This window comes from Flavobacterium endophyticum (assembly GCF_003634455.1).
Classification (GTDB): Bacteria; Bacteroidota; Bacteroidia; order Flavobacteriales; family Flavobacteriaceae; genus Flavobacterium; species Flavobacterium endophyticum.
On the sequence record NZ_RBLC01000004.1, the window covers coordinates 66,282 to 85,568 of the forward strand.

The following is a 19,287-nucleotide window of genomic DNA, read 5'->3' on the forward strand; positions in this document are numbered from 1 at the left end:
TAAAAATTATGGCTAGCACATTTTCAGACTTTGGCTTTTCAGCCGCTATTACTAAAGGAATACAAAAATTAGGATTTTCTATCCCGACGGAAATCCAGCAAAAAGCAATTCCAGTTTTACTAGATACAACAGAAGATTTTGTTGGTCTTGCCAAGACAGGAACAGGAAAAACAGCCGCTTTCGGATTGCCTTTGCTTCAATTGATTGATATAAAAACTACAAGCATACAAGCTATAATTCTAGTGCCTACGAGAGAATTAGGGCATCAGATTTTTGATAATTTAACTGCTTTTGCCCAGTTTCTACCTGAAGTTTCAATTGCTTCAGTTTGTGGAGGAATCCCTATCAAACCTCAAATCGAACGTCTTTCTCAAGGGGGCCACATTGTTGTAGCTACGCCTGGAAGATTGATTGATTTGATAAAAAGACAAGCTGCGGATATTAGAAGCTGTAAATTTTTAATTTTAGACGAAGCTGACGAAATGATGGCTGCCCTAAAAGAAGGCTTGGATGAAATTGTACATGAACTTCCAAAAAATAGAAGAACCTGGCTATTTTCAGCTACGATGCCTGGCCCAATGAAACAATTGGTACAGCAATATATGTCAAAGAATATCGTCCAAGTGAGTGCCGATATGACCACTTCCGGAAATCAAGGAATCGACCATCATTACATTGTCGTGGAGCCTGAAGAAAAGTTAGACGTTCTTATGCACTTCTTGAATTCAAAAGAAGGACAGCGCGGTATTATTTTCTGCAAGACAAAAGCGGCAGTAAACAAACTGGCTAAAAATTTAGCAATCAATCGTTTTTCTTCTGGAGCGTTGCATGGAAGCCTGACGCAGCCGATACGCGATCGCATTATGGAACAGTTCCGAGAAGGACATATTTCAATACTGGTCGCTACTGATTTAGCAGCAAGAGGAATTGATGTGAAAGAAATTGCTTATGTTGTAAACTACCATCTTCCTGATACGTATGAAACCTATGTGCATAGAAGCGGAAGAACGGCAAGGGCAGGAGCCAAGGGACTTTCATTGACAGTTTTGCAACCCGAAGAAGTTGCCGAAATGGCTAATTTTGAAAAAGAATTAGGAATTACATTCAGTGAGTTCAAAAAACCTTCGGCCGAAAGTCTTGAAGAAAATACCGCTTTTTTATGGGCGAAACAGATTTTCAAGACCAAACCAAACCACGAGGTTTCAAAAGAATTTAAAGATAAGATCAAGACTGTTTTTCATCACTTGACTAAAGACGAGCTGATCGAAAAATTATTAGCCCATCAGCTTTTACAGACTAAAAATCCAGTTGCTGCAAAAACAGATGAGCCAAAGAAAAAGTTCAAAAAGAAATAATCTAAGATAACAAGAAAGCTTTCAAATCTTCATAGCTGCTGATTTTTAAGCTTTTTTTCTCTTTATCCAAAACGTTTTTAATTTGCTCAGGAATTGGAATCGTAAGCGAAAGTATTTCTTCCACAGTCTCTGAAAATTTTATAGGATGGGCTGTTTCTAAAAAGACTCCAATAGCATCCAGCTTATTCTCCAGCTCTTTTTTTAATCCCAAATAACCAATGGCTCCGTGCGGTTCGGCAATGTATTTTGAAGTCTTGTACAGGCTTACGATGGCTGTTTTAGTTTCTTCATCTGTAAAACTGTAGGAGGAGAAGTCCTTTTCAAAATTATCCGGATTATTTCCATACAGCTCTTGGATTCGTATAAAATTACTTGGGTCTCCGACATCCATTGCATTTGAAATTGTCGCTTTTGAAGGTTTTGGAATGTATTTACCCGTTTTTAAAAATTCCGGAACCGTGTCGTTTGCGTTAGTTGAAGCTACAAAATGATGAATTGGCAATCCTAATTTCTTGGCTAGGATTCCGGCGCATATATTTCCGAAATTACCGCTAGGACATGAAATTACCAGCGGCTTATTGTATTTTTTTAATTCCTTGTAAGCAAAAAAGAAATAAAACATCTGCGGAAGCCATCTTGCAATATTGATAGAATTAGCCGAAGTCAGTTTTTTAGACTTTAAATCGGCATCAAGGAAAGCTCTTTTGACCATGTCTTGGCAGTCGTCAAAAACACCATCAACTTCTAATGCTTTGATATTCTGACCTAAAGTTGTCAGTTGTTTTTCTTGAATATCACTCACTTTTCCGCTTGGATATAGTATTACGACTTCAACACTTTCTATACCTAGAAAACCACTCGCTACCGCTCCACCCGTATCGCCTGAAGTGGCGACTAAAACCGTATTCTTTTGATTTTTATCACGATTAAAATAAGCCAAACATCTTGACATAAATCGGGCACCCACATCTTTGAAAGCCATCGTCGGACCGTTGAAAAGTTCTAAAGAATAGCTGTTTTCATCCACTTGAATTAAAGGAAAATCAAAAGACAATGTTTCCTCGATTATTCTCTTTAATTCATTTTCTGGAATGTCTTTTCCGACAAATTGCTTGATGGTTTCAAAGGCGATTTCTTGATTGGAAAGTTTTTCAATTGAATCAAAAAAAACTCGAGACAGCGGTGTAATTGTTTCTGGAAAATACAATCCTTTATCGGGTGCTAGTCCTTGAATGACCGCTTCTCGAAAGCTTACTTTTAGAGCATTTTTATTGAGGCTATAATAGTTCATTTCTTTTAATTTAGAATTTTTATAGTTTTTATCCCTCCAGCATTTATTTTAGAAACATGTATTTCATATTTCAAATTCATTTCGTCATACACTTTGCTCATCGCTTTGGCCACTTTTTCAGCAGTATGCTTTCCTTTACTCAAAGCAAAAATCGATGGGCCGGAACCTGAAATACCGCCACCTAAAGCACCCGCTTCCAAAGCTTTTGTTTTTACGCTATCAAATCCAGGAATCAGCATGCTTCGTAAAGGCTCCACAATTTCATCTTGTAATGATCTTCCGATCAAATCATAGTCTTCTGTATAAAGTCCGCTGATTAGTCCTCCAAGATTGCCACACTGTATTACCGCTTGCTTTAAGGTCACATTTTGTTTTAAGACTGATCTGGCATCAGATGTTTTCAATTCAATCTGCGGATGGATTACGGTTGCATATAATTTCTCCGGACTTTCAATTCGTATGATATCTAAAGGATTGTAGCTTCGAATCAGGACAAAGCCGCCGAGAAGTGCGGGAGCAACATTATCGGCATGAGCACTTCCGCTTGCTAATTTTTCACCTTCCATTGCAAAAGGAACTAAATCTTTGATACTAAAAGGCTTTCCTAATAATTCATTAATCCCAAAAACAATACCTGAGGCACTGGCGGCACTGCTTCCGATTCCGCTGCCCGCTTTTATATTTTTGTAAATATCGATCTCAAATCCGAAATCTAAGTCCAATCCCGAAACCATTGCCATGGCAGCGACTCCGGCTACGTTTTTCTCTGTTTCAAAAGGCAGGTCAGCTCCAACAATTTTACTAATTCTGATTCCTTTTTCAACGATTTTCCGAACAACCATCTCATCTCCGATAGTATCCAAGCACAGGCCCAATACATCAAAACCGCAAGAAAGATTAGCAATTGTAGCAGGGCAAAAAAGTCTAATTTCTTTCATATGATTAATTATTTCCGATTCTGATTACATCTGCAAAAATTCCCGAAGCCGTTACCGCAGCACCAGCGCCAGCACCTTTTATGAGCAAAGGCTGGTCTACATAGCGGTCTGTGTAAAATAAGACGATATTGTCTTTTCCTTCCAGATTATAAAAAGGATGGTCTTTCGGAATAAATTGCAGGCTTACATTTGCTTTTCCGCTTTCAAATTCAGCAACATATTTCGGTCGGCAATCTTTTACTTTTGCTTCCTGAAGAATATCTTCAAAGTGAGAACTGTATGTTTTCAATGACTCAAAAAAATCATCCACTGAAACTGTTTCTAGGCATTCTTTAGGCAAGAAAGACTTGTTTTCAATTGCATCAATTTCCATCTCGTAATTGCTTTCACGAATCAGTATCAAGATCTTGCGCATGACATCAACGCCGCTCAAATCAATTTTAGGATCGGGTTCAGTATAGCCTTCAGCCTGTGCTTGTTTTACAACATCATAGAACGAGTTTTCTTCGCTGAAATTATTAAAAATAAAGTTTAAGCTGCCTGATAAAACAGCTTGGATCTTATTGACTTTATCTCCCGAAGCTACTAGATTTTTTAGTGTGTCAATAATTGGCAATCCCGCACCAACATTGGTTTCAAATAAAAAAGGAGCGTTAAATTTCCGTGACAGTTTCTTTAGATTTTTATAATTCTCAAACGCAGAAGAACAAGCTATTTTATTGCAGGTAACAACCGAAATATTTTGTTTTAAATATTGATCATACGTCTGCGATATTGCTTCATTGGCCGTAACATCGACGAAAACGCTATTGCGTAAATTTAGTGCTTTGACTCTAGCAATGAAAACTTCTTTGTCGGCAGCTTCTCCTGAGTCTAGAATCGTTTTCCAATCTTTTAGAGCAATTCCTTCTTCATCAAAATACATTTTTCTTGAATTAGAAAGTGCTATAACACGTGGATTTAGCTGTAAATTTTCTTTTAAATATTTTTGCTGCTGATAAATTTGATCAATGAACTTTTCTCCGACATTCCCAACTCCCATGACAAAGAGATTGAGCTGTTTTATATCGTCTTCAAAGAACTTTTCATGAAGAGAATTCAGCGCCTTCTTAACGTCTTTTTGAGCAATTACGGCAGAAATATTTCTTTCAGAAGCGCCTTGTGCTATAGCACGAATATTCACGTTGTTTTTCCCTAGGGTGCTGAACATCTTGCCACTCAATCCTTGATGGTTTTTCATATTTTCTCCAACAACAGCAATAATAGACAGATTGTTCTCAACAAGACAAGGATCAATTTTCTTTTGAGAAATTTCAAATTCAAAAGCTGTATCAATAGCAATTTTGGCATTTTCTGTATCAGCATCTTGGATTCCGAAACAGATGGAATGTTCAGAAGAAGCTTGCGTAATAAAAATTACGCTGATATTTTCTTTTGAAAGCACTTCAAATAATCGTTTGGAATAGCCCGCAACGCCTATAATTCCAGAACCTTCTACTGTCAAAAGCGAAATATTGCCAATATTGCTGATTCCTTTAATCGGGTTTCCATTGCCAGCATTGGCTTCAGAAGAAATATAAGTTCCGTCAAGCACAGGTTCGAAAGTATTTTTGATACGTATCGGTATGTTTTTATTCAGCACGGGCTGGATGGTTGGCGGATAGAGCACTTTTGCCCCGAAATGTGATAATTCCATGGCTTCCTGATAGCTTATCTTTCCGATAGATTGGGCTTGGCTCACAATGTGCGGATTGGCTGTAAACATTCCGTTTACGTCGGTCCATATTTCTAGAATTGAAGCATCAATAGCTCCAGCTATAATAGCGGCTGTATAATCGGAACCTCCGCGACCTAGCGTCGTTACATGTCCGTCATTAGAAGTAGCAATAAATCCTGGTAGAATTACAATTTCAGATTTAGTTTCTTTGAAGAAATCAGCTATTAAATCATTAGTTAAGGAAAAATCGACAGTAGCTTTTCCAAAATGCTTATTCGTAATAATCAGTTCTCGGCTGTCTTTGAACATAGCATTTTTGTTTTTTTGCTTTACAGCTTCGGAAATAATGTAGGACGATAGCAATTCTCCAAAGCTTAAGATGGCATCAGAAGAGCGATTCGATACTTCTCCAAGCAAGAAACAACCGTCTAGCAAGGTTTCTACGTGATTGAGCATTCGTTTGACTTGGCTTAAAATCGCACTTTGATCGTTAATTAAAATCAGTTCTTTTATCGCTAGAATATGCCTGTCTTCGATCGTTTTTAAAATTTCTTTATATTGAATATCTTTTGAAGCGGCGAGAAGTGAGCCCTCTAATAACAAATCGGTTACTTTGCCAAAGGCAGAAACGACAACGGCCAAAGGTTCTTTTTCGTTTTCTAAAATAGTAATGACTTTTTGTATATTTTCGGCATTATTTACGGATGAGCCTCCGAATTTTAATACTTTCATCTTGATGTATGTTGAGAATGAATAAATAGTTGAAGTCTTTATTTTGAAAAAAATAAAAACAGGTCGCGATGGTATGTAGATAGAAAACCCCTAAGGGGTTGTTGTAGTTGTAGCAACAGTCGTTACTGCCGAAGAAGAGGCAGTAAATTGTGAAGTGATTGTGTTGCTGTTAACTAACATATAAGAATTTATTCAAAACAAATATAATACTTTGATTTATTACTTTTAAATTAACATATGTTTTTAGTAATATATTTGTTTTTAGCTATTTATTTTACGGTATTACTATTTTAAATATTGAAATTAAATCATAATACTAAAATCTCCTCTCAAATAGCTATAATCTTATCCACAATAGTTGCTTTTTTGATAGTATTTGCGGAATTTTGAGGCATCAATAATCAAATAAAATGGACAATACACATTATATAAGCGCAGAGTTACTTTCTATAGAAAATTTAGACGAGATTATTAACCATAATAAGACATTGGCCTTGTCTGAAGAAGCAAAAGTCAATATCCAGAAATGCCGCGAATATCTTGACAAAAAGATGGAATCTCATGAAGAGCCGATTTATGGAATCAATACCGGTTTCGGTTCTTTATACAACATAAAAATTTCAAACGAAAATCTTACCAAACTACAGGAAAACCTAATGAAATCTCATGCCTGCGGGACAGGAGAGGAGGTTCCAAGAGAAATCGTAAAAATGATGCTTTTGCTGAAAATCCAATCATTGAGTTACGGTTATTCTGGCGTACAATTGGAAACTGTAGAACGCTTGATTGATTTTTACAACAATGATGTTTTTCCTATTGTTTACGAACTAGGCTCGCTAGGAGCTTCGGGAGATTTAGCGCCTTTGGCTCATCTTTCTCTGCCTTTGATAGGGGAAGGGGAAGTGTATTTTAATGATAAAAAGCACAATGCTATCGATGTCTTGAATCATTTTGGATGGAGTCCGATTCAGTTAAAATCGAAAGAAGGTCTGGCATTGCTAAACGGAACACAGTTTATGAATGCATATGGTGCGCATATTTTGATCAAAGCAGCAAAGTATTCTTATCTGGCAGATTTAATAGGAACCATTTCTCTAGAAGGTTTTGATGGAAGAATCGAGCCTTTTAATGAATTGATTCATTTTATCCGTCCACACAAAGGACAAATTGTTACTGCAAAAAGAGTGGCTGATTTTCTAGAAGGAAGCGAAATCATTACCCAAAAGAAACAACACGTACAAGACCCATATTCTTTCCGTTGTATTCCACAAGTACATGGTGCTTCGAAAGATGCAATTGATTATGTGAAGAAAGTATTTAAGACAGAAATCAATTCGGTTACTGATAATCCGAATGTTTTTATAGAAAGCGACCAGATCATTTCAGGAGGTAATTTCCACGGGCAGCCATTGGCTTTAGCTTTAGATTTCTTGTCTATTGCTTTGGCTGAACTAGGAAGCATTTCTGAAAGAAGAACCTATCAATTAATTTCTGGCTTGAGAGGCTTGCCAGCCTTTTTAGTTGATAATCCAGGCTTGAATTCAGGATTTATGATTCCGCAATATACTGCGGCCAGTATCGTAAGCCAAAATAAGCAGCTAGCAACTCCTGCAAGCATTGATAGTATTGTTTCATCAAACGGGCAGGAAGATCATGTGAGCATGGGAGCCAACGGAGCAACAAAAGCATTACGAATCATGGACAATCTGGAGCGAATTTTAGCTATAGAATTGATGAATGCTTCGCAAGCAATTCACTTCAGAGAGCCTTTAAAATCAAGCGATTTTATCGAAATGTTCCTGAAAACCTACAGAGAGGAAGTGCCTTTAGTTAGTGAAGATCGTATCTTGCATTATGATATCGAAAAAACTATCGCATTTTTAAAAAGCTTCCAGATAGATGAAAGTGCTCAAAACTAAAAACATAGCATTATAAAAAAAGTTGGCTTAAGCCAACTTTTTTATTTTTAATCTATTCCGTTTAAGGATTTATGGTTTCTTTTTCTCTTGTAATGCGTCTGTTTCAAATTTTCATTACCAGAGATAATACTGATGTTTCCGTCAATTTCTAAAATCGCCAGCTTTACATCTTTATAATATTCAACTCCGTGTTCGTGCATCGCTTCGGTCAATTCTTCAGAAGTAATATCCAGTCGAGCTAAGGTTTTAAAATCAATCTTTCCGTTGTGGACTAATATTTCTGGTTTTTGCTGCAATAAATTATTTAATCCTTTGTAGCGGAACATCAACTTTTTCAGTATAAAATTTACTAGGAATAAAGCGCCTGCCGCTATAAGTCCGCCCCAAAGCGAAGTATCGCTTCCGACCATTGCATTTTGGACGGAGTTGCTGATGAGCAAAATCAAGATGACATCGGCTGTATTTAACTGCGATAATTCTTTTTTCCCGAAAACCCTCAAGGCGATAACCATAAAAAAATATACGGCGATGCTTCTCAGTATTATGTCAAGGTAGGGATTCATTATTTCCACTTGAAGTTTTTCTCAATCGCTTTGATCATTTCTCCGGCAATATCTTTATTGGTAGCTCCTTCAATACCTTCTAATCCTGGAGAGGAATTTACTTCCAACAAAAGCGGACCTTTTGAAGAACGAATAATATCGACGCCAGCAACTTTTAGGTTCATTGCCTTAGCAGCTTTGATAGCGATTCTTTTCTCTTCTGAAGTTACTTTGATAATCGAAGCAGTACCTCCAAGGTGAATATTTGCCCTGAATTCTCCTGGCAAAGCCTCTCTTTGAATGGCAGCCACTACTTTTCCGTCAATTACGAAACAGCGAATATCTTTACCGTTGGCTTCTTTGATGAATTCTTGAACTAATATATTTGCATTTAAGCTTTTAAAAGCATTGATAACACTTTCTGCCGCTTTTTTGGTTTCTGCCAAAACGACACCTTTTCCTTGCGTTCCTTCTAATAATTTTACGATTAGGGGAGAACCGCCAACCATTTTAATCAAATCGTCGGTATCTAAAGGCGAATTAGCAAATCCTGTGGTCGGAATATCAACGCCATGATTAAGCAATAATTGCAACGAATATAGCTTATCGCGCGATTGCGTAATTGCAGAAGCGGAATTTAAACAGAAAACTTTCATCGCCTCAAATTGGCGTGTCAGAGCACAACCATAGAAAGTAATGCTTGGACGAATCCTAGGAATTACGGCATCAAAATCACTTAATATTTTTCCGCCGCGATAATGAATTTCTGGCTTAGTCGCATCTAACTTCATGTAACATTCCTTAATATTTAGGAAATGCATTTCATGGCCTCGCATTTCGCCCGCTTCCATGATTCTTTTGTTCGAATATAATTCTGGATTGCTAGCCAGAAGTCCTATTTTAAGGCCTGTCTTTGCTTTTTCAGAATTGTGATAGAGCTCTTTTAATGTTTCGCTGGAAGGCTGTCCCAATAAATATTTTTGTTCCGGATCGACCAAGACACGTCCGCTCATGGCTTCACGACCCAAAAGCATACGAAAACCCATGGAGTCTCTATTGGTCAAAGTCATTTCAATAGGCCATTTATTCTCTCCGAAATCTAAGGTTGTACGGATGACATAGCGCTGTTCGCGGAATCCGCTGGAGCTTTTTACAATTCGTTTGTCAACCAAAGGTGCCTCGCAATGAATAATCGTCTTCAGATTGTTCTGGATCGGGTTGATATCAAACTTTACCCAGTTTTCGCCATCTTTAACAAAAGGAGCGATGTTAACTGCATGAAGGGCAGAAGTTTTTGCGCCAGAATCAACGCGGGCTTTAATGGTAGGAATTCCTAGTTCTGGAAACGAGCACCATTCTTCGCTTCCAAGGATAACTTTATTTGCGGACATAGTAAATATTGATTGAAACAATAAACTAAAGTACTACTTATTTTAGAATGAAATAATAAATTTCCGTAATTATTATAAAAAGAAACCTACTTAATTAGTAGGTTTTTCAGCTTTTTTGACTTCAACAGTAAGTTCTTGAGAAGTGTCGTCCAAATCCATAAAGATTAGGTCGCCGCTGCTTATTTTAGAAGTGATAATCTCTTCTGCAAGCGCATCTTCAACATATTTCTGAATCGCTCTTTTCAAAGGTCTAGCCCCGAATTGTTTGTCGAAACCTTTCTCAGCAATAAACGCCTTGGCTTTGTCAGACAATTCTAGGTTATAGCCTAATTCAGCGATTCTTGCATATAGTTTTTTCAATTCGATTTCGATAATCAAATCGATATGTTCCTTTTCAAGAGCATTGAATACGATAACGTCGTCAATTCTGTTCAAGAATTCTGGAGCGAAAGCTTTTTTCAAAGCATTTTCAATAATACTCTTAGAGTTCTCATCGGTTTGAGAAATTTTAGCGGCAGTTCCAAAACCAACGCCTTGTCCGAAATCCTTTAATTGACGCGCACCGACATTTGATGTCATGATGATGATCGTATTTTTAAAATCGATTTTGCGACCTAAGCTGTCCGTTAAGAATCCATCGTCTAAAACTTGAAGCATCATGTTGAAAACATCAGGATGTGCTTTTTCGATCTCATCTAGAAGTACAACACAATATGGTTTTCTACGCACTTTTTCTGTCAATTGACCGCCTTCTTCATAACCAACGTATCCTGGAGGCGCTCCAACTAATCTAGAAATCGCGAATTTCTCCATGTATTCGCTCATATCAATGCGAACCAAAGCATCTTCAGAATCAAACAATTCTTTAGCCAAGACTTTAGCTAATTGTGTTTTACCGACACCTGTCTGTCCTAAGAAAATAAAAGAACCAATCGGACGGTTAGGATCTTTCAATCCCGCACGATTTCTTTGGATAGAACGAGCAATTTTTAGCACTGCTTCTTTTTGTCCAATTACCTTATTTTCAATAAGTTCTGGTAATTTAGCTAATTTATTGCTTTCAGTCTGAGCAATTCGGTTTACAGGAATTCCAGACATCATAGAAACAACATCAGCAACATTATCTTCGGTTACTTGGATACGGTTATTTTTAGAATCTTCCTCCCATTGTTCTTGGGCAATTGCCAAATCTTTTTCGATACGTTTTTCATCATCGCGAAGCTTGGCAGCTTCTTCATATTTCTGCTTTTTGACAACAGTATTTTTCAATTCTCGCACTTCTTCCAACTGACGCTCTAAATCCAAAATTTGTTTTGGAACATCAATGTTTGTAATGTGGACACGAGAACCCGCTTCATCTAAAGCATCAATCGCTTTGTCCGGAAGAAAACGCTCTGACATATATCTGTCAGTCAACTTAACGCAAGCTTCGATAGCTTCATCTGTATAAGTTACGTTATGGTGATCTTCGTATTTGTTTTTGATGTTATTCAAAATCGTAATCGTTTCTGCAACAGAAGTCGGTTCAACGATAACTTTTTGGAAACGTCTTTCTAAAGCGCCATCTTTCTCGATATATTGACGGTATTCGTCAAGCGTAGTAGCTCCAATGCATTGGATTTCGCCTCTTGCCAAAGCTGGCTTAAACATATTAGAAGCATCAAGCGATCCTGTAGCACCGCCAGCACCTACAATAGTATGAATCTCATCAATAAAAAGAATAATATCGTCATTCTTCTCAAGTTCGTTCATTACGGCTTTCATACGTTCTTCAAACTGACCGCGGTATTTTGTTCCGGCAACTAAGCTAGCCAGGTCAAGTGTTACGACGCGTTTGTTGAATAATATACGAGATACTTTCTTTTGGATGATTCTCAAAGCAAGTCCTTCTGCAATTGCAGATTTACCAACTCCAGGCTCTCCAATCAAAAGAGGGTTGTTCTTTTTTCTACGGCTTAAAATCTGCGAAACACGCTCGATTTCTTTCTCACGTCCAACAACAGGATCTAGTTTTCCTTCTTCTGCCATTTCGGTCAAATCACGTCCAAAATTATCAAGAACCGGGGTTTTTGATTTTTTGTTGGATTTGCTCGCCGGCGTATTGAAAGCACCTTCTTTTAAGCTGTCATCTTGTCCTGAATCATCATTGTAAGATTCGTTTTTTGGCAAGTCATTCAAAAATTCTTCTTCGCTGTTTGGTGTCATATTCAAGTATTGTTCTTTAGCTACGTCATAGTCGATTTTCATCTTATTCAGCAGCTTGGTTGTGGGATCATTTTCGTTTCTCAAAATGCACAATAATAGGTGTGCGGTACTAATAGAAGGGCTCTGGAAAACTTTAGCTTCAAGATAAGTCGTCTTCAAGGCTCTTTCCGCCTGACGGGTCAAATGAAGGTTCTTTTTTTCATTACTGGCTTCAACATTAGGGTTTGCAGGGCTTAATATTTCGACTTTTCTGCGCAAATGCTCTAAATCTATTGATAAATTATTCAGTATATTTATTGCTTTACCGTTACCATCTCTTAATATCCCCAACATTAGATGTTCCGTTCCAATAAAGTCATGGCCCAAACGGAGCGCCTCTTCTTTACTGTAAGTGATTACATCTTTTACTCTTGGTGAAAAATTATCATCCATAATATAAAATATTGGTCTTGTAAATTTAGTGAATTTGTTGAGTAAATACAAAAATCATACCCTGACATAAGTACTGACAGCTAAGTGACAAAAAAATACTCAGAAATAAAAAAATATCTGAAAATTTATTTATCAACTACAAAGTAGCTTTTTTATGTTGATAAATCACTGAAATTAGTGTTAAAAAATGCGATGAAAAAGTTCTGAAATGCGTATATTGGCACGTTTTGAAACAAATTTAATTTTTTAATATAAATACTTATGTCTGAAGGAGAAAAGTTGATTCCTATTAACATTGAAGACGAAATGAAATCATCTTACATCGATTATTCGATGTCGGTAATTGTTTCCAGAGCGCTTCCTGATGTTAGAGATGGTTTGAAACCCGTACATAGAAGAGTACTTTATGGTATGTATGAATTAGGAGTTTTTTCTAATAGAGCACACAAAAAATCCGCAAGAATTGTTGGAGAAGTTTTAGGAAAATATCACCCACACGGCGATACATCGGTTTATGATGCGATGGTCCGTATGGCTCAAGAATGGAGTTTGCGCTACCTTTTAGTAGACGGCCAAGGTAACTTTGGTTCTGTAGATGGCGACAGTCCTGCAGCGATGCGTTATACGGAAGCTAGAATGCGCAAGATTGCAGAGGAAATAATGGCAGATATTGACAAAGAGACAGTTGATTTTCAATTGAACTTTGATGATACTTTGGAAGAACCAAAGGTCATGCCTACAAAAGTCCCTACTTTATTAATAAATGGTGCTTCTGGTATTGCTGTAGGTATGGCAACCAATATGGCACCGCACAACCTGACAGAAGTTGTTGATGGAACTTTGGCGTACATCGACAATAATGATATCGAGATTGACGAACTGATGAATCATATCAAAGCTCCGGATTTTCCAACTGGAGGGATTATTTATGGATATGAAGGCGTTCGTGAAGCGTTCAAGACAGGAAGAGGAAGAATCGTGATGCGTGCTAAAGTCGGCTTCGAAGAAGTTGATGGAAGAGAATGTATCGTTGTGACTGAAATTCCGTACCAAGTCAATAAGGCAGACATGATCAAAAAGACAGCTGACTTGGTAAATGAAAAGAAAATTGAAGGCATTTCAAATATCCGTGACGAATCGGATAGAAACGGAATGCGTATCGTTTATATCTTAAAGCGTGATGCAGTACCGAATGTGGTATTGAATACGCTTTATAAATTCACGCAACTGCAGTCTTCTTTCAGCGTAAACAACATTGCGCTGGTGAACGGAAGGCCGCAGATGCTGAACTTGAAAGATTTGATCCACCATTTTGTAGAGCACCGTCACGAAGTTGTAGTTCGCAGGGCTCAATACGAATTGCGTAAAGCAGAAGAAAGAGCACATATCTTAGAAGGATTGATTATTGCTTCTGACAATATTGACGAAGTAATCCAATTAATTCGTTCTTCAAGCAATACTGACCAGGCTAAGGAAAAATTAATCGAAAGATTCAACCTTTCTGAAATCCAGGCAAAAGCAATTGTCGAAATGCGTTTGAGACAGCTTACAGGTCTTGAGCAAGACAAATTGCGTGCAGAATACGAAGAAATTATGAAGTTGATTACGCATTTGAAAGAATTATTAGCAAGCAAAGACTTGAGAATGGCGCTTATCAAAGAAGAATTAACTGAAATCAAAGAGAAATACGGCGATGCCCGTCGTTCTACAATTGAATACGCAGGCGGTGATGTTAGTATTGAAGATTTGATTGCTGATGAAAATGTGGTCATTACCATTTCCCATGCTGGTTATATCAAAAGAACCAATCTTTCTGAATACAAGACACAAAATAGAGGAGGAGTAGGCCAAAAAGGAGTGGCAACAAGAGATCAAGATTTCTTAGAGCATCTTTTCGTAGCTACCAACCACCAATACATGATGTTCTTTACTCAAAAAGGAAAATGTTTCTGGATGAGAGTCTATGAAATTCCTGAAGGAACAAAAACATCCAAAGGAAGAGCAATCCAAAACCTTATCAACATTGAGAATGATGATAAAGTAAAAGCTTTTATCTGTACACAAGATTTGAAAAACCAAGACTACATCAATTCACATTATGTAATTATGGCTACAAAACAAGGTCAGGTGAAGAAAACTTTATTAGAGCAATATTCTCGCCCAAGAGTAAACGGTATTGCCGCAATTACGATTAAAGAAGACGATGAGTTGCTAGAAGCAAAATTGACAAATGGTGAAAGCCAAATCTTGATTGCTGTAAAGTCTGGTAAGTTGGTTCGTTTTGAAGAAGGAAAAACCCGTCCGATGGGAAGAAGTGCTTCTGGAGTTCGAGGAATTACACTAAGAGACGACAAAGATGAAGTTATTGGTATGGTTTCTGTAAATGATATGGAAAGCGAAATCTTGGTGGTTTCTGAAAACGGTTACGGAAAACGTTCTTCTTTAGATGACTATAGAATCACGAATAGAGGTGGTAAAGGTGTGAAGACACTAAGTATTACTGATAAGACGGGAGAACTGATTTCTATAAACAACGTTACTGATGCTGATGATTTGATGATCATTAATAAGTCTGGATTGACTATTCGTATGGAGGTTTCTGACCTGCGTGTTATGGGTAGAGCGACTCAAGGCGTTAGATTAATCAATATTAAAGGAAATGACTCTATTGCGGCAGTAACAAAAGTTATTCGTGAAGAAGAGGCTATAGAAGAAATAGTAGACGATGTAGAAGGAGACAGCACTCTTGAAACATCTGCTGACGGAGATGTAGCCGAAGAAACAGAAAACACTGAAGAATAAACCATAACCTAAAAATTGAAAAATATGAAAAGTAAATATCTATTGCTGGCATCAGCTTTTCTAATTTCGGGCATGTCCTTTGCTCAAAAAGACGAGATGAAGGCTGCAGAAAAAGCCTTGAAAAATGGAAATCCTGCTGAAGCAAAAACATCATTAGAGAAAGCAGAAAGCCTTATTTCTAATGCTGACGAGTCTCAAAAAGCGCAATTTTATTTCCTAAAAGGAAATGCTTACCTAGGCCTTGCCGGGAAAAGAGTCGATGAAGGCAATAATCTTGTACAAGCAGCAAAATCATACAATCAACTGATTGCTACAGAACAGGCTTCTAAAAAGTCAAAATATACAAAAGAAGCTGAAGCGTCACTTGCAAAAGTGAAAAATCAATTAATCAATATGGCAATTGACGATAATAAGCAAAAAAGATTTAAAGAAGGAGCAGAGAAGCTATATGAAACTTATTTGTTAGACAAAAAAGATACGCTTTATCTTTATTATGCTGCGTCAAGTGCCGTAAACGGTCAAGAGTATGACACTGCTCTTAAATACTATGACGAGCTAAAAAAAATAAACTACTCTGGAAAAGCAACAATCTATTCAGCTAAAAGTAAAGCTAATGGTGAATACCAAAACTTTAAGACTGCGGCTGAAAGAGACAAGATGGTAAAACTTGGAACGCATGAAGCGCCAAAAACAGAAAAAGAACCATCAAAAAGAGGAGAGATTTACAGAAATATCGCCTTGATCTACAACAACAAAGGTGATGTTGATGCAGCTAAAAAGGCTCTTACTGATGCAAGAGCAGCGAATCCTGATGATATTTCCCTTACAATGACTCAAGCGGATTTGTATTTAAAAAGTAATGATGTTGCTAACTATAAAAAGTTAGTTGGAGAAATTATTGAAAAAAACCCAACCGATCCAGTTTTGTTTTACAATCTTGGTGTTCTTTCGGCTCAAGCTAAAGAAAATGCTGAAGCTGAAAAATATTACAAAAAAACCATTGAGTTAGATCCGAATTATGTCGATGCTTATTTAAATCTTTCTGTACTCAAATTAGAAAGCGACACTGCAATTGTTGAAGAAATAAACAAATTAGGCACTTCGCAAAAAGACAATAAGAGATATGAAGTATTAAAAGCAAAAAGAGAGGAAATTTTTAAAAGCACCTTGCCATACTTAGAAAAAGCAAATAAGCTAAATCCAAAGAATGAGGATGTTTATAAAACATTACTTAACGTATACAATTATTTGGAAATGACTTCAGAAGCTAAAGCACTGAAAGCCGCGAAAAATAATTAATTTGAGATAGCAACAAGAATAAAAAAACCGAAGTATTAAACTTCGGTTTTTTTTATATTATTTTTTTGATGACTCTCAGTTTGTGAGTATGTCTATTGGTTTCCGCATTATAAATTCCTAGATGATCCAGCCTGTCAATCCTGACTTTGCCGCTAGCGTGGATGATATAATTATCATCCATTATGATTCCTACATGAATAATTTTCCCTTCTTCATTATCAAAAAAAGCCAAATCTCCAGGTTCGCTTTCTTCAATAAAACTTAGGGCCTCACCTTGAGTTGCTTGTTGAGAGGCATCCCGCATAAGCTTGTATCCGTTTAATTTATAAACCATCTGCGTTAGTCCAGAACAGTCAATTCCAAAAGGCGTCTTTCCGCCCCAAAGATAGGGAGCGTTGAGATACATAAACGCAGTATTAATCAAGTTATTTTTCGGTTTGATACCGCTAATTTTCATTCCCTCAAAATCAAGATTGCCTTTATTGATTCCGGCATTGCTGAGAAAGGAGAGCGATGCTCCAAGTGGAATAGGCATCAATAAATTATTAGGAGAATTTACATATTCAATCAGGTCAGCATTAAGTATTATAGCATCATTGCATAACAAATTGTAATCAGATTCAGAAATAGCCTGGAATTGTTTTTCGTCTACCCAGCCTTCATAATCATCATAATGTAGCTGAATTTTTGACCATTGCTTGTTTTTTTCCAAAATCCTAAAATGTTCGCCAAAAAGCACTTGGGATACAATTTCGCTTCTGTCGCTAGGTTCAAATCTTAAAGGTATAATGGCTAAATTACAAATTCCAAACATTAGGGTTTGCTTTAAATTAAATGATGAATTTCGGATTTTAAAGATACGAAATCATTTAAATCCAAAATCCATCATTATAGAATATAATTGTGCTTTTTTCTTAAGCTCTCTCAATCACTATAGCAGAAGCACCGCCGCCGCCGTTGCAGATTGCAGCAGCACCAATTTTAGCATTATTTTGCTCCAATACATTTAGCAATGTAATGATAATTCTAACGCCAGAACATCCTAGAGGATGCCCAAGGGAAACAGCACCACCATTAACGTTTACTTTATCATTCTCTAATCCAAGGATTTTAGCATTTGCCAGTCCTACAACAGAAAAAGCTTCATTAAATTCGAAGAAATCTACGTCTTGGATCGTAATTCCTGCTTTGTCTAATGCTTTAGGCAATGCTTTTGCCGGTGCAGTAGTAAACCATTTTGGTTCTTGTGCTGCATCAGCGTAACTTTTAATATAAGCCAATGGCGTTAATCCTAAAGATTTCGCTTTTTCTTCACTCATCAAGACAACAGCTCCAGCACCATCATTGATTGTAGAGGCGTTAGCGGCAGTTACAGTTCCGTCTTTTGTGAAAACAGCATTTAGGGTTGGTATTTTATCTAACTTAACATTAGTATATTCTTCATCTTTGGTTACCATGATCGGATCACCTTTTCTTTGAGGCACAGGAACTGGAACAACTTCATTGTCAAATTTTCCTGCTTCCCAAGCTTTTGCAGAACGCTCATACGATTGGATTGCAAAATTATCTTGTTCTTCTCTTGAAATTTTATACTCAGTAGCACATAAATCGGCGCAAACACCCATGGCATTATGGTCATAAGCATCTGTCAAGCCATCTTTCTGCATTCCATCAACCATAGAAGCTGGACCAAATTTGTATCCGTTTCTCAAGTGAACATAATGTGGAATCAAGCTCATGTTTTCCATTCCACCAGCTACAATAATTTCTGCATCACCGCTAATAATAGCTTGAGCGCCCATCATAACTGCTTTCATTCCTGAAGCACATACTTTATTTACAGTTGTAGCAATAACTGTATTAGGCAATCCCGCAAATAGTGCCGCCTGGCGCGCTGGAGCTTGTCCAACACCCGCTTGTACAACGTTACCCATATAAACTTCATCAACAAGTTTTGGGTCTAGATTTATTTTGTCTAAAGCGCCTTTGATTGCAACAGCTCCAAGTTGAGGAGCACTAATAGTTGAAAGAGCTCCCATGAAACTTCCAATCGGGGTTCTGGCAGCAGATACGATTACAACTTTTTTATTCATAATTGTTTAGTTCTTTGTTTATTTTGCGAATTTAATTATTTTTTGAATAATCAGAAATGGATTTTTGAATTAAATTCAAAATTAACTAAAGTAGGGAAGAAGTAAAGTAGATAAAAACAAAAAAGCCTTGTTAAATGAATAACAAGGCTTTTTGTGAACGCAGAAGGATTCGAACCTTCGACCGCCTGCTTAGAAGGCAGGTGCTCTATCCAGCTGAGCTATGCGTCCATTATTTCAATAACTTTCTGAGAAAGTTCGTCGGGGTGGCAGGATTCGAACCTGCGGCCTCCTGCTCCCAAAGCAGGCGCGATAACCGGGCTACGCTACACCCCGAAAACAAAAAAAGCGGAGAGACAGGGACTCGAACCCTGGCGACGATTGCTCGTCGACAGATTAGCAATCTGCTCCATTACCACTCTGGCACCTCTCCTGAAATTACAAAGAACTTATCCTTTTTTGCGGTTGCAAATGTAACTTATCATTCTATAAATACCAACTATTTCGTTAGTTTTTTTATCTTTTTTTTGCATAAAAAATTAAAAACATTAACAGTCAGTCATATAGAAAAACG

The 19,287-nt window shown here is 37.2% G+C and carries 12 protein-coding genes and 3 tRNA genes; 4 read left to right on the forward strand and 11 right to left on the reverse strand.

The annotated features are described in order from the left end of the window. Nucleotides 1–8 precede the first annotated feature (8 nt). The gene (locus CLV94_RS13420) at nt 9–1,355 is read left to right on the forward strand and encodes a DEAD/DEAH box helicase (protein WP_121377015.1); all 1,347 of its coding nucleotides are present in this window, start codon (nt 9–11) and stop codon (nt 1,353–1,355) included. A gap of 1 nt (nt 1,356) precedes the next feature. Here CLV94_RS13420 and thrC read toward each other — a convergent pair whose 3' ends face one another. The 3 genes from thrC to thrA are packed head-to-tail and all read right to left on the reverse strand — an operon-like array spanning nt 1,357 to nt 6,033. Then, complete coding sequence (thrC, locus tag CLV94_RS13425; RefSeq protein WP_121377016.1) at nt 1,357–2,646, reverse strand: threonine synthase; 1,290 nt, start codon at nt 2,644–2,646, stop codon at nt 1,357–1,359. A 5-nt stretch (nt 2,647–2,651) separates the two neighbouring features. Beyond that, nucleotides 2,652–3,584, reverse strand: coding sequence for a homoserine kinase (locus tag CLV94_RS13430; RefSeq protein WP_121377017.1), 933 nt, complete (start codon nt 3,582–3,584; stop codon nt 2,652–2,654). Nucleotides 3,585–3,588: 4 nt separating this feature from the next. Beyond that, nucleotides 3,589–6,033 (reverse strand): bifunctional aspartate kinase/homoserine dehydrogenase I, encoded by a 2,445-nt coding sequence (gene thrA / locus CLV94_RS13435; protein ID WP_121377018.1) that lies wholly within the window; start codon nt 6,031–6,033, stop codon nt 3,589–3,591. A gap of 410 nt (nt 6,034–6,443) precedes the next feature. Between thrA and hutH the strand changes: the two genes are divergently transcribed. Next, nucleotides 6,444–7,952: a histidine ammonia-lyase gene (hutH, locus tag CLV94_RS13440; protein ID WP_121377019.1), complete on the forward strand. Its 1,509-nt coding sequence runs from the start codon at nt 6,444–6,446 to the stop codon at nt 7,950–7,952. A 47-nt stretch (nt 7,953–7,999) separates the two neighbouring features. On the opposite strand, the gene CLV94_RS13445 is transcribed toward hutH, so the two are convergent. From CLV94_RS13445 to CLV94_RS13455, 3 genes are all read right to left on the reverse strand, one after another. After that, the gene (locus tag CLV94_RS13445; protein WP_121377020.1) at nt 8,000–8,515 is read right to left on the reverse strand and encodes a DUF421 domain-containing protein; all 516 of its coding nucleotides are present in this window, start codon (nt 8,513–8,515) and stop codon (nt 8,000–8,002) included. Beyond that, complete coding sequence (rimK, locus tag CLV94_RS13450) at nt 8,515–9,885, reverse strand: 30S ribosomal protein S6--L-glutamate ligase (protein ID WP_121377021.1); 1,371 nt, start codon at nt 9,883–9,885, stop codon at nt 8,515–8,517. Before rimK ends, CLV94_RS13445 begins: the two co-directional genes overlap by 1 nt. A 90-nt stretch (nt 9,886–9,975) precedes the next feature. Next, complete coding sequence (locus CLV94_RS13455) at nt 9,976–12,522, reverse strand: ATP-dependent Clp protease ATP-binding subunit (RefSeq protein ID WP_121377022.1); 2,547 nt, start codon at nt 12,520–12,522, stop codon at nt 9,976–9,978. A gap of 261 nt (nt 12,523–12,783) precedes the next feature. Here CLV94_RS13455 and gyrA point away from each other — a divergent pair, with 261 nt between their 5' ends. Together gyrA and CLV94_RS13465 are read left to right on the forward strand one after the other, a co-directional pair. Beyond that, nucleotides 12,784–15,324: a DNA gyrase subunit A gene (gene gyrA / locus CLV94_RS13460; RefSeq protein WP_121377023.1), complete on the forward strand. Its 2,541-nt coding sequence runs from the start codon at nt 12,784–12,786 to the stop codon at nt 15,322–15,324. 24 nt (nt 15,325–15,348) lie between these two features. Continuing rightward, nucleotides 15,349–16,623 (forward strand): tetratricopeptide repeat protein, encoded by a 1,275-nt coding sequence (locus tag CLV94_RS13465; RefSeq protein ID WP_121377024.1) that lies wholly within the window; start codon nt 15,349–15,351, stop codon nt 16,621–16,623. Between the two features lie 52 nt (nt 16,624–16,675). Here CLV94_RS13465 and CLV94_RS13470 read toward each other — a convergent pair whose 3' ends face one another. The 5 genes from CLV94_RS13470 to CLV94_RS13490 form a co-directional block, all read right to left on the reverse strand. After that, nucleotides 16,676–17,437: a C40 family peptidase gene (locus CLV94_RS13470; protein ID WP_121377025.1), complete on the reverse strand. Its 762-nt coding sequence runs from the start codon at nt 17,435–17,437 to the stop codon at nt 16,676–16,678. 100 nt (nt 17,438–17,537) lie between these two features. Continuing rightward, complete coding sequence (locus tag CLV94_RS13475; protein ID WP_121377026.1) at nt 17,538–18,716, reverse strand: acetyl-CoA C-acyltransferase; 1,179 nt, start codon at nt 18,714–18,716, stop codon at nt 17,538–17,540. Nucleotides 18,717–18,870: 154 nt separating this feature from the next. Continuing rightward, a tRNA-Arg gene (locus CLV94_RS13480) sits at nt 18,871–18,944 on the reverse strand. A 30-nt stretch (nt 18,945–18,974) separates the two neighbouring features. After that, nucleotides 18,975–19,049 (reverse strand) — tRNA-Pro (locus tag CLV94_RS13485). A gap of 13 nt (nt 19,050–19,062) precedes the next feature. Continuing rightward, nucleotides 19,063–19,146, reverse strand: a tRNA-Ser gene (locus CLV94_RS13490). Between the last annotated feature and the right edge of the window lie 141 nt (nt 19,147–19,287).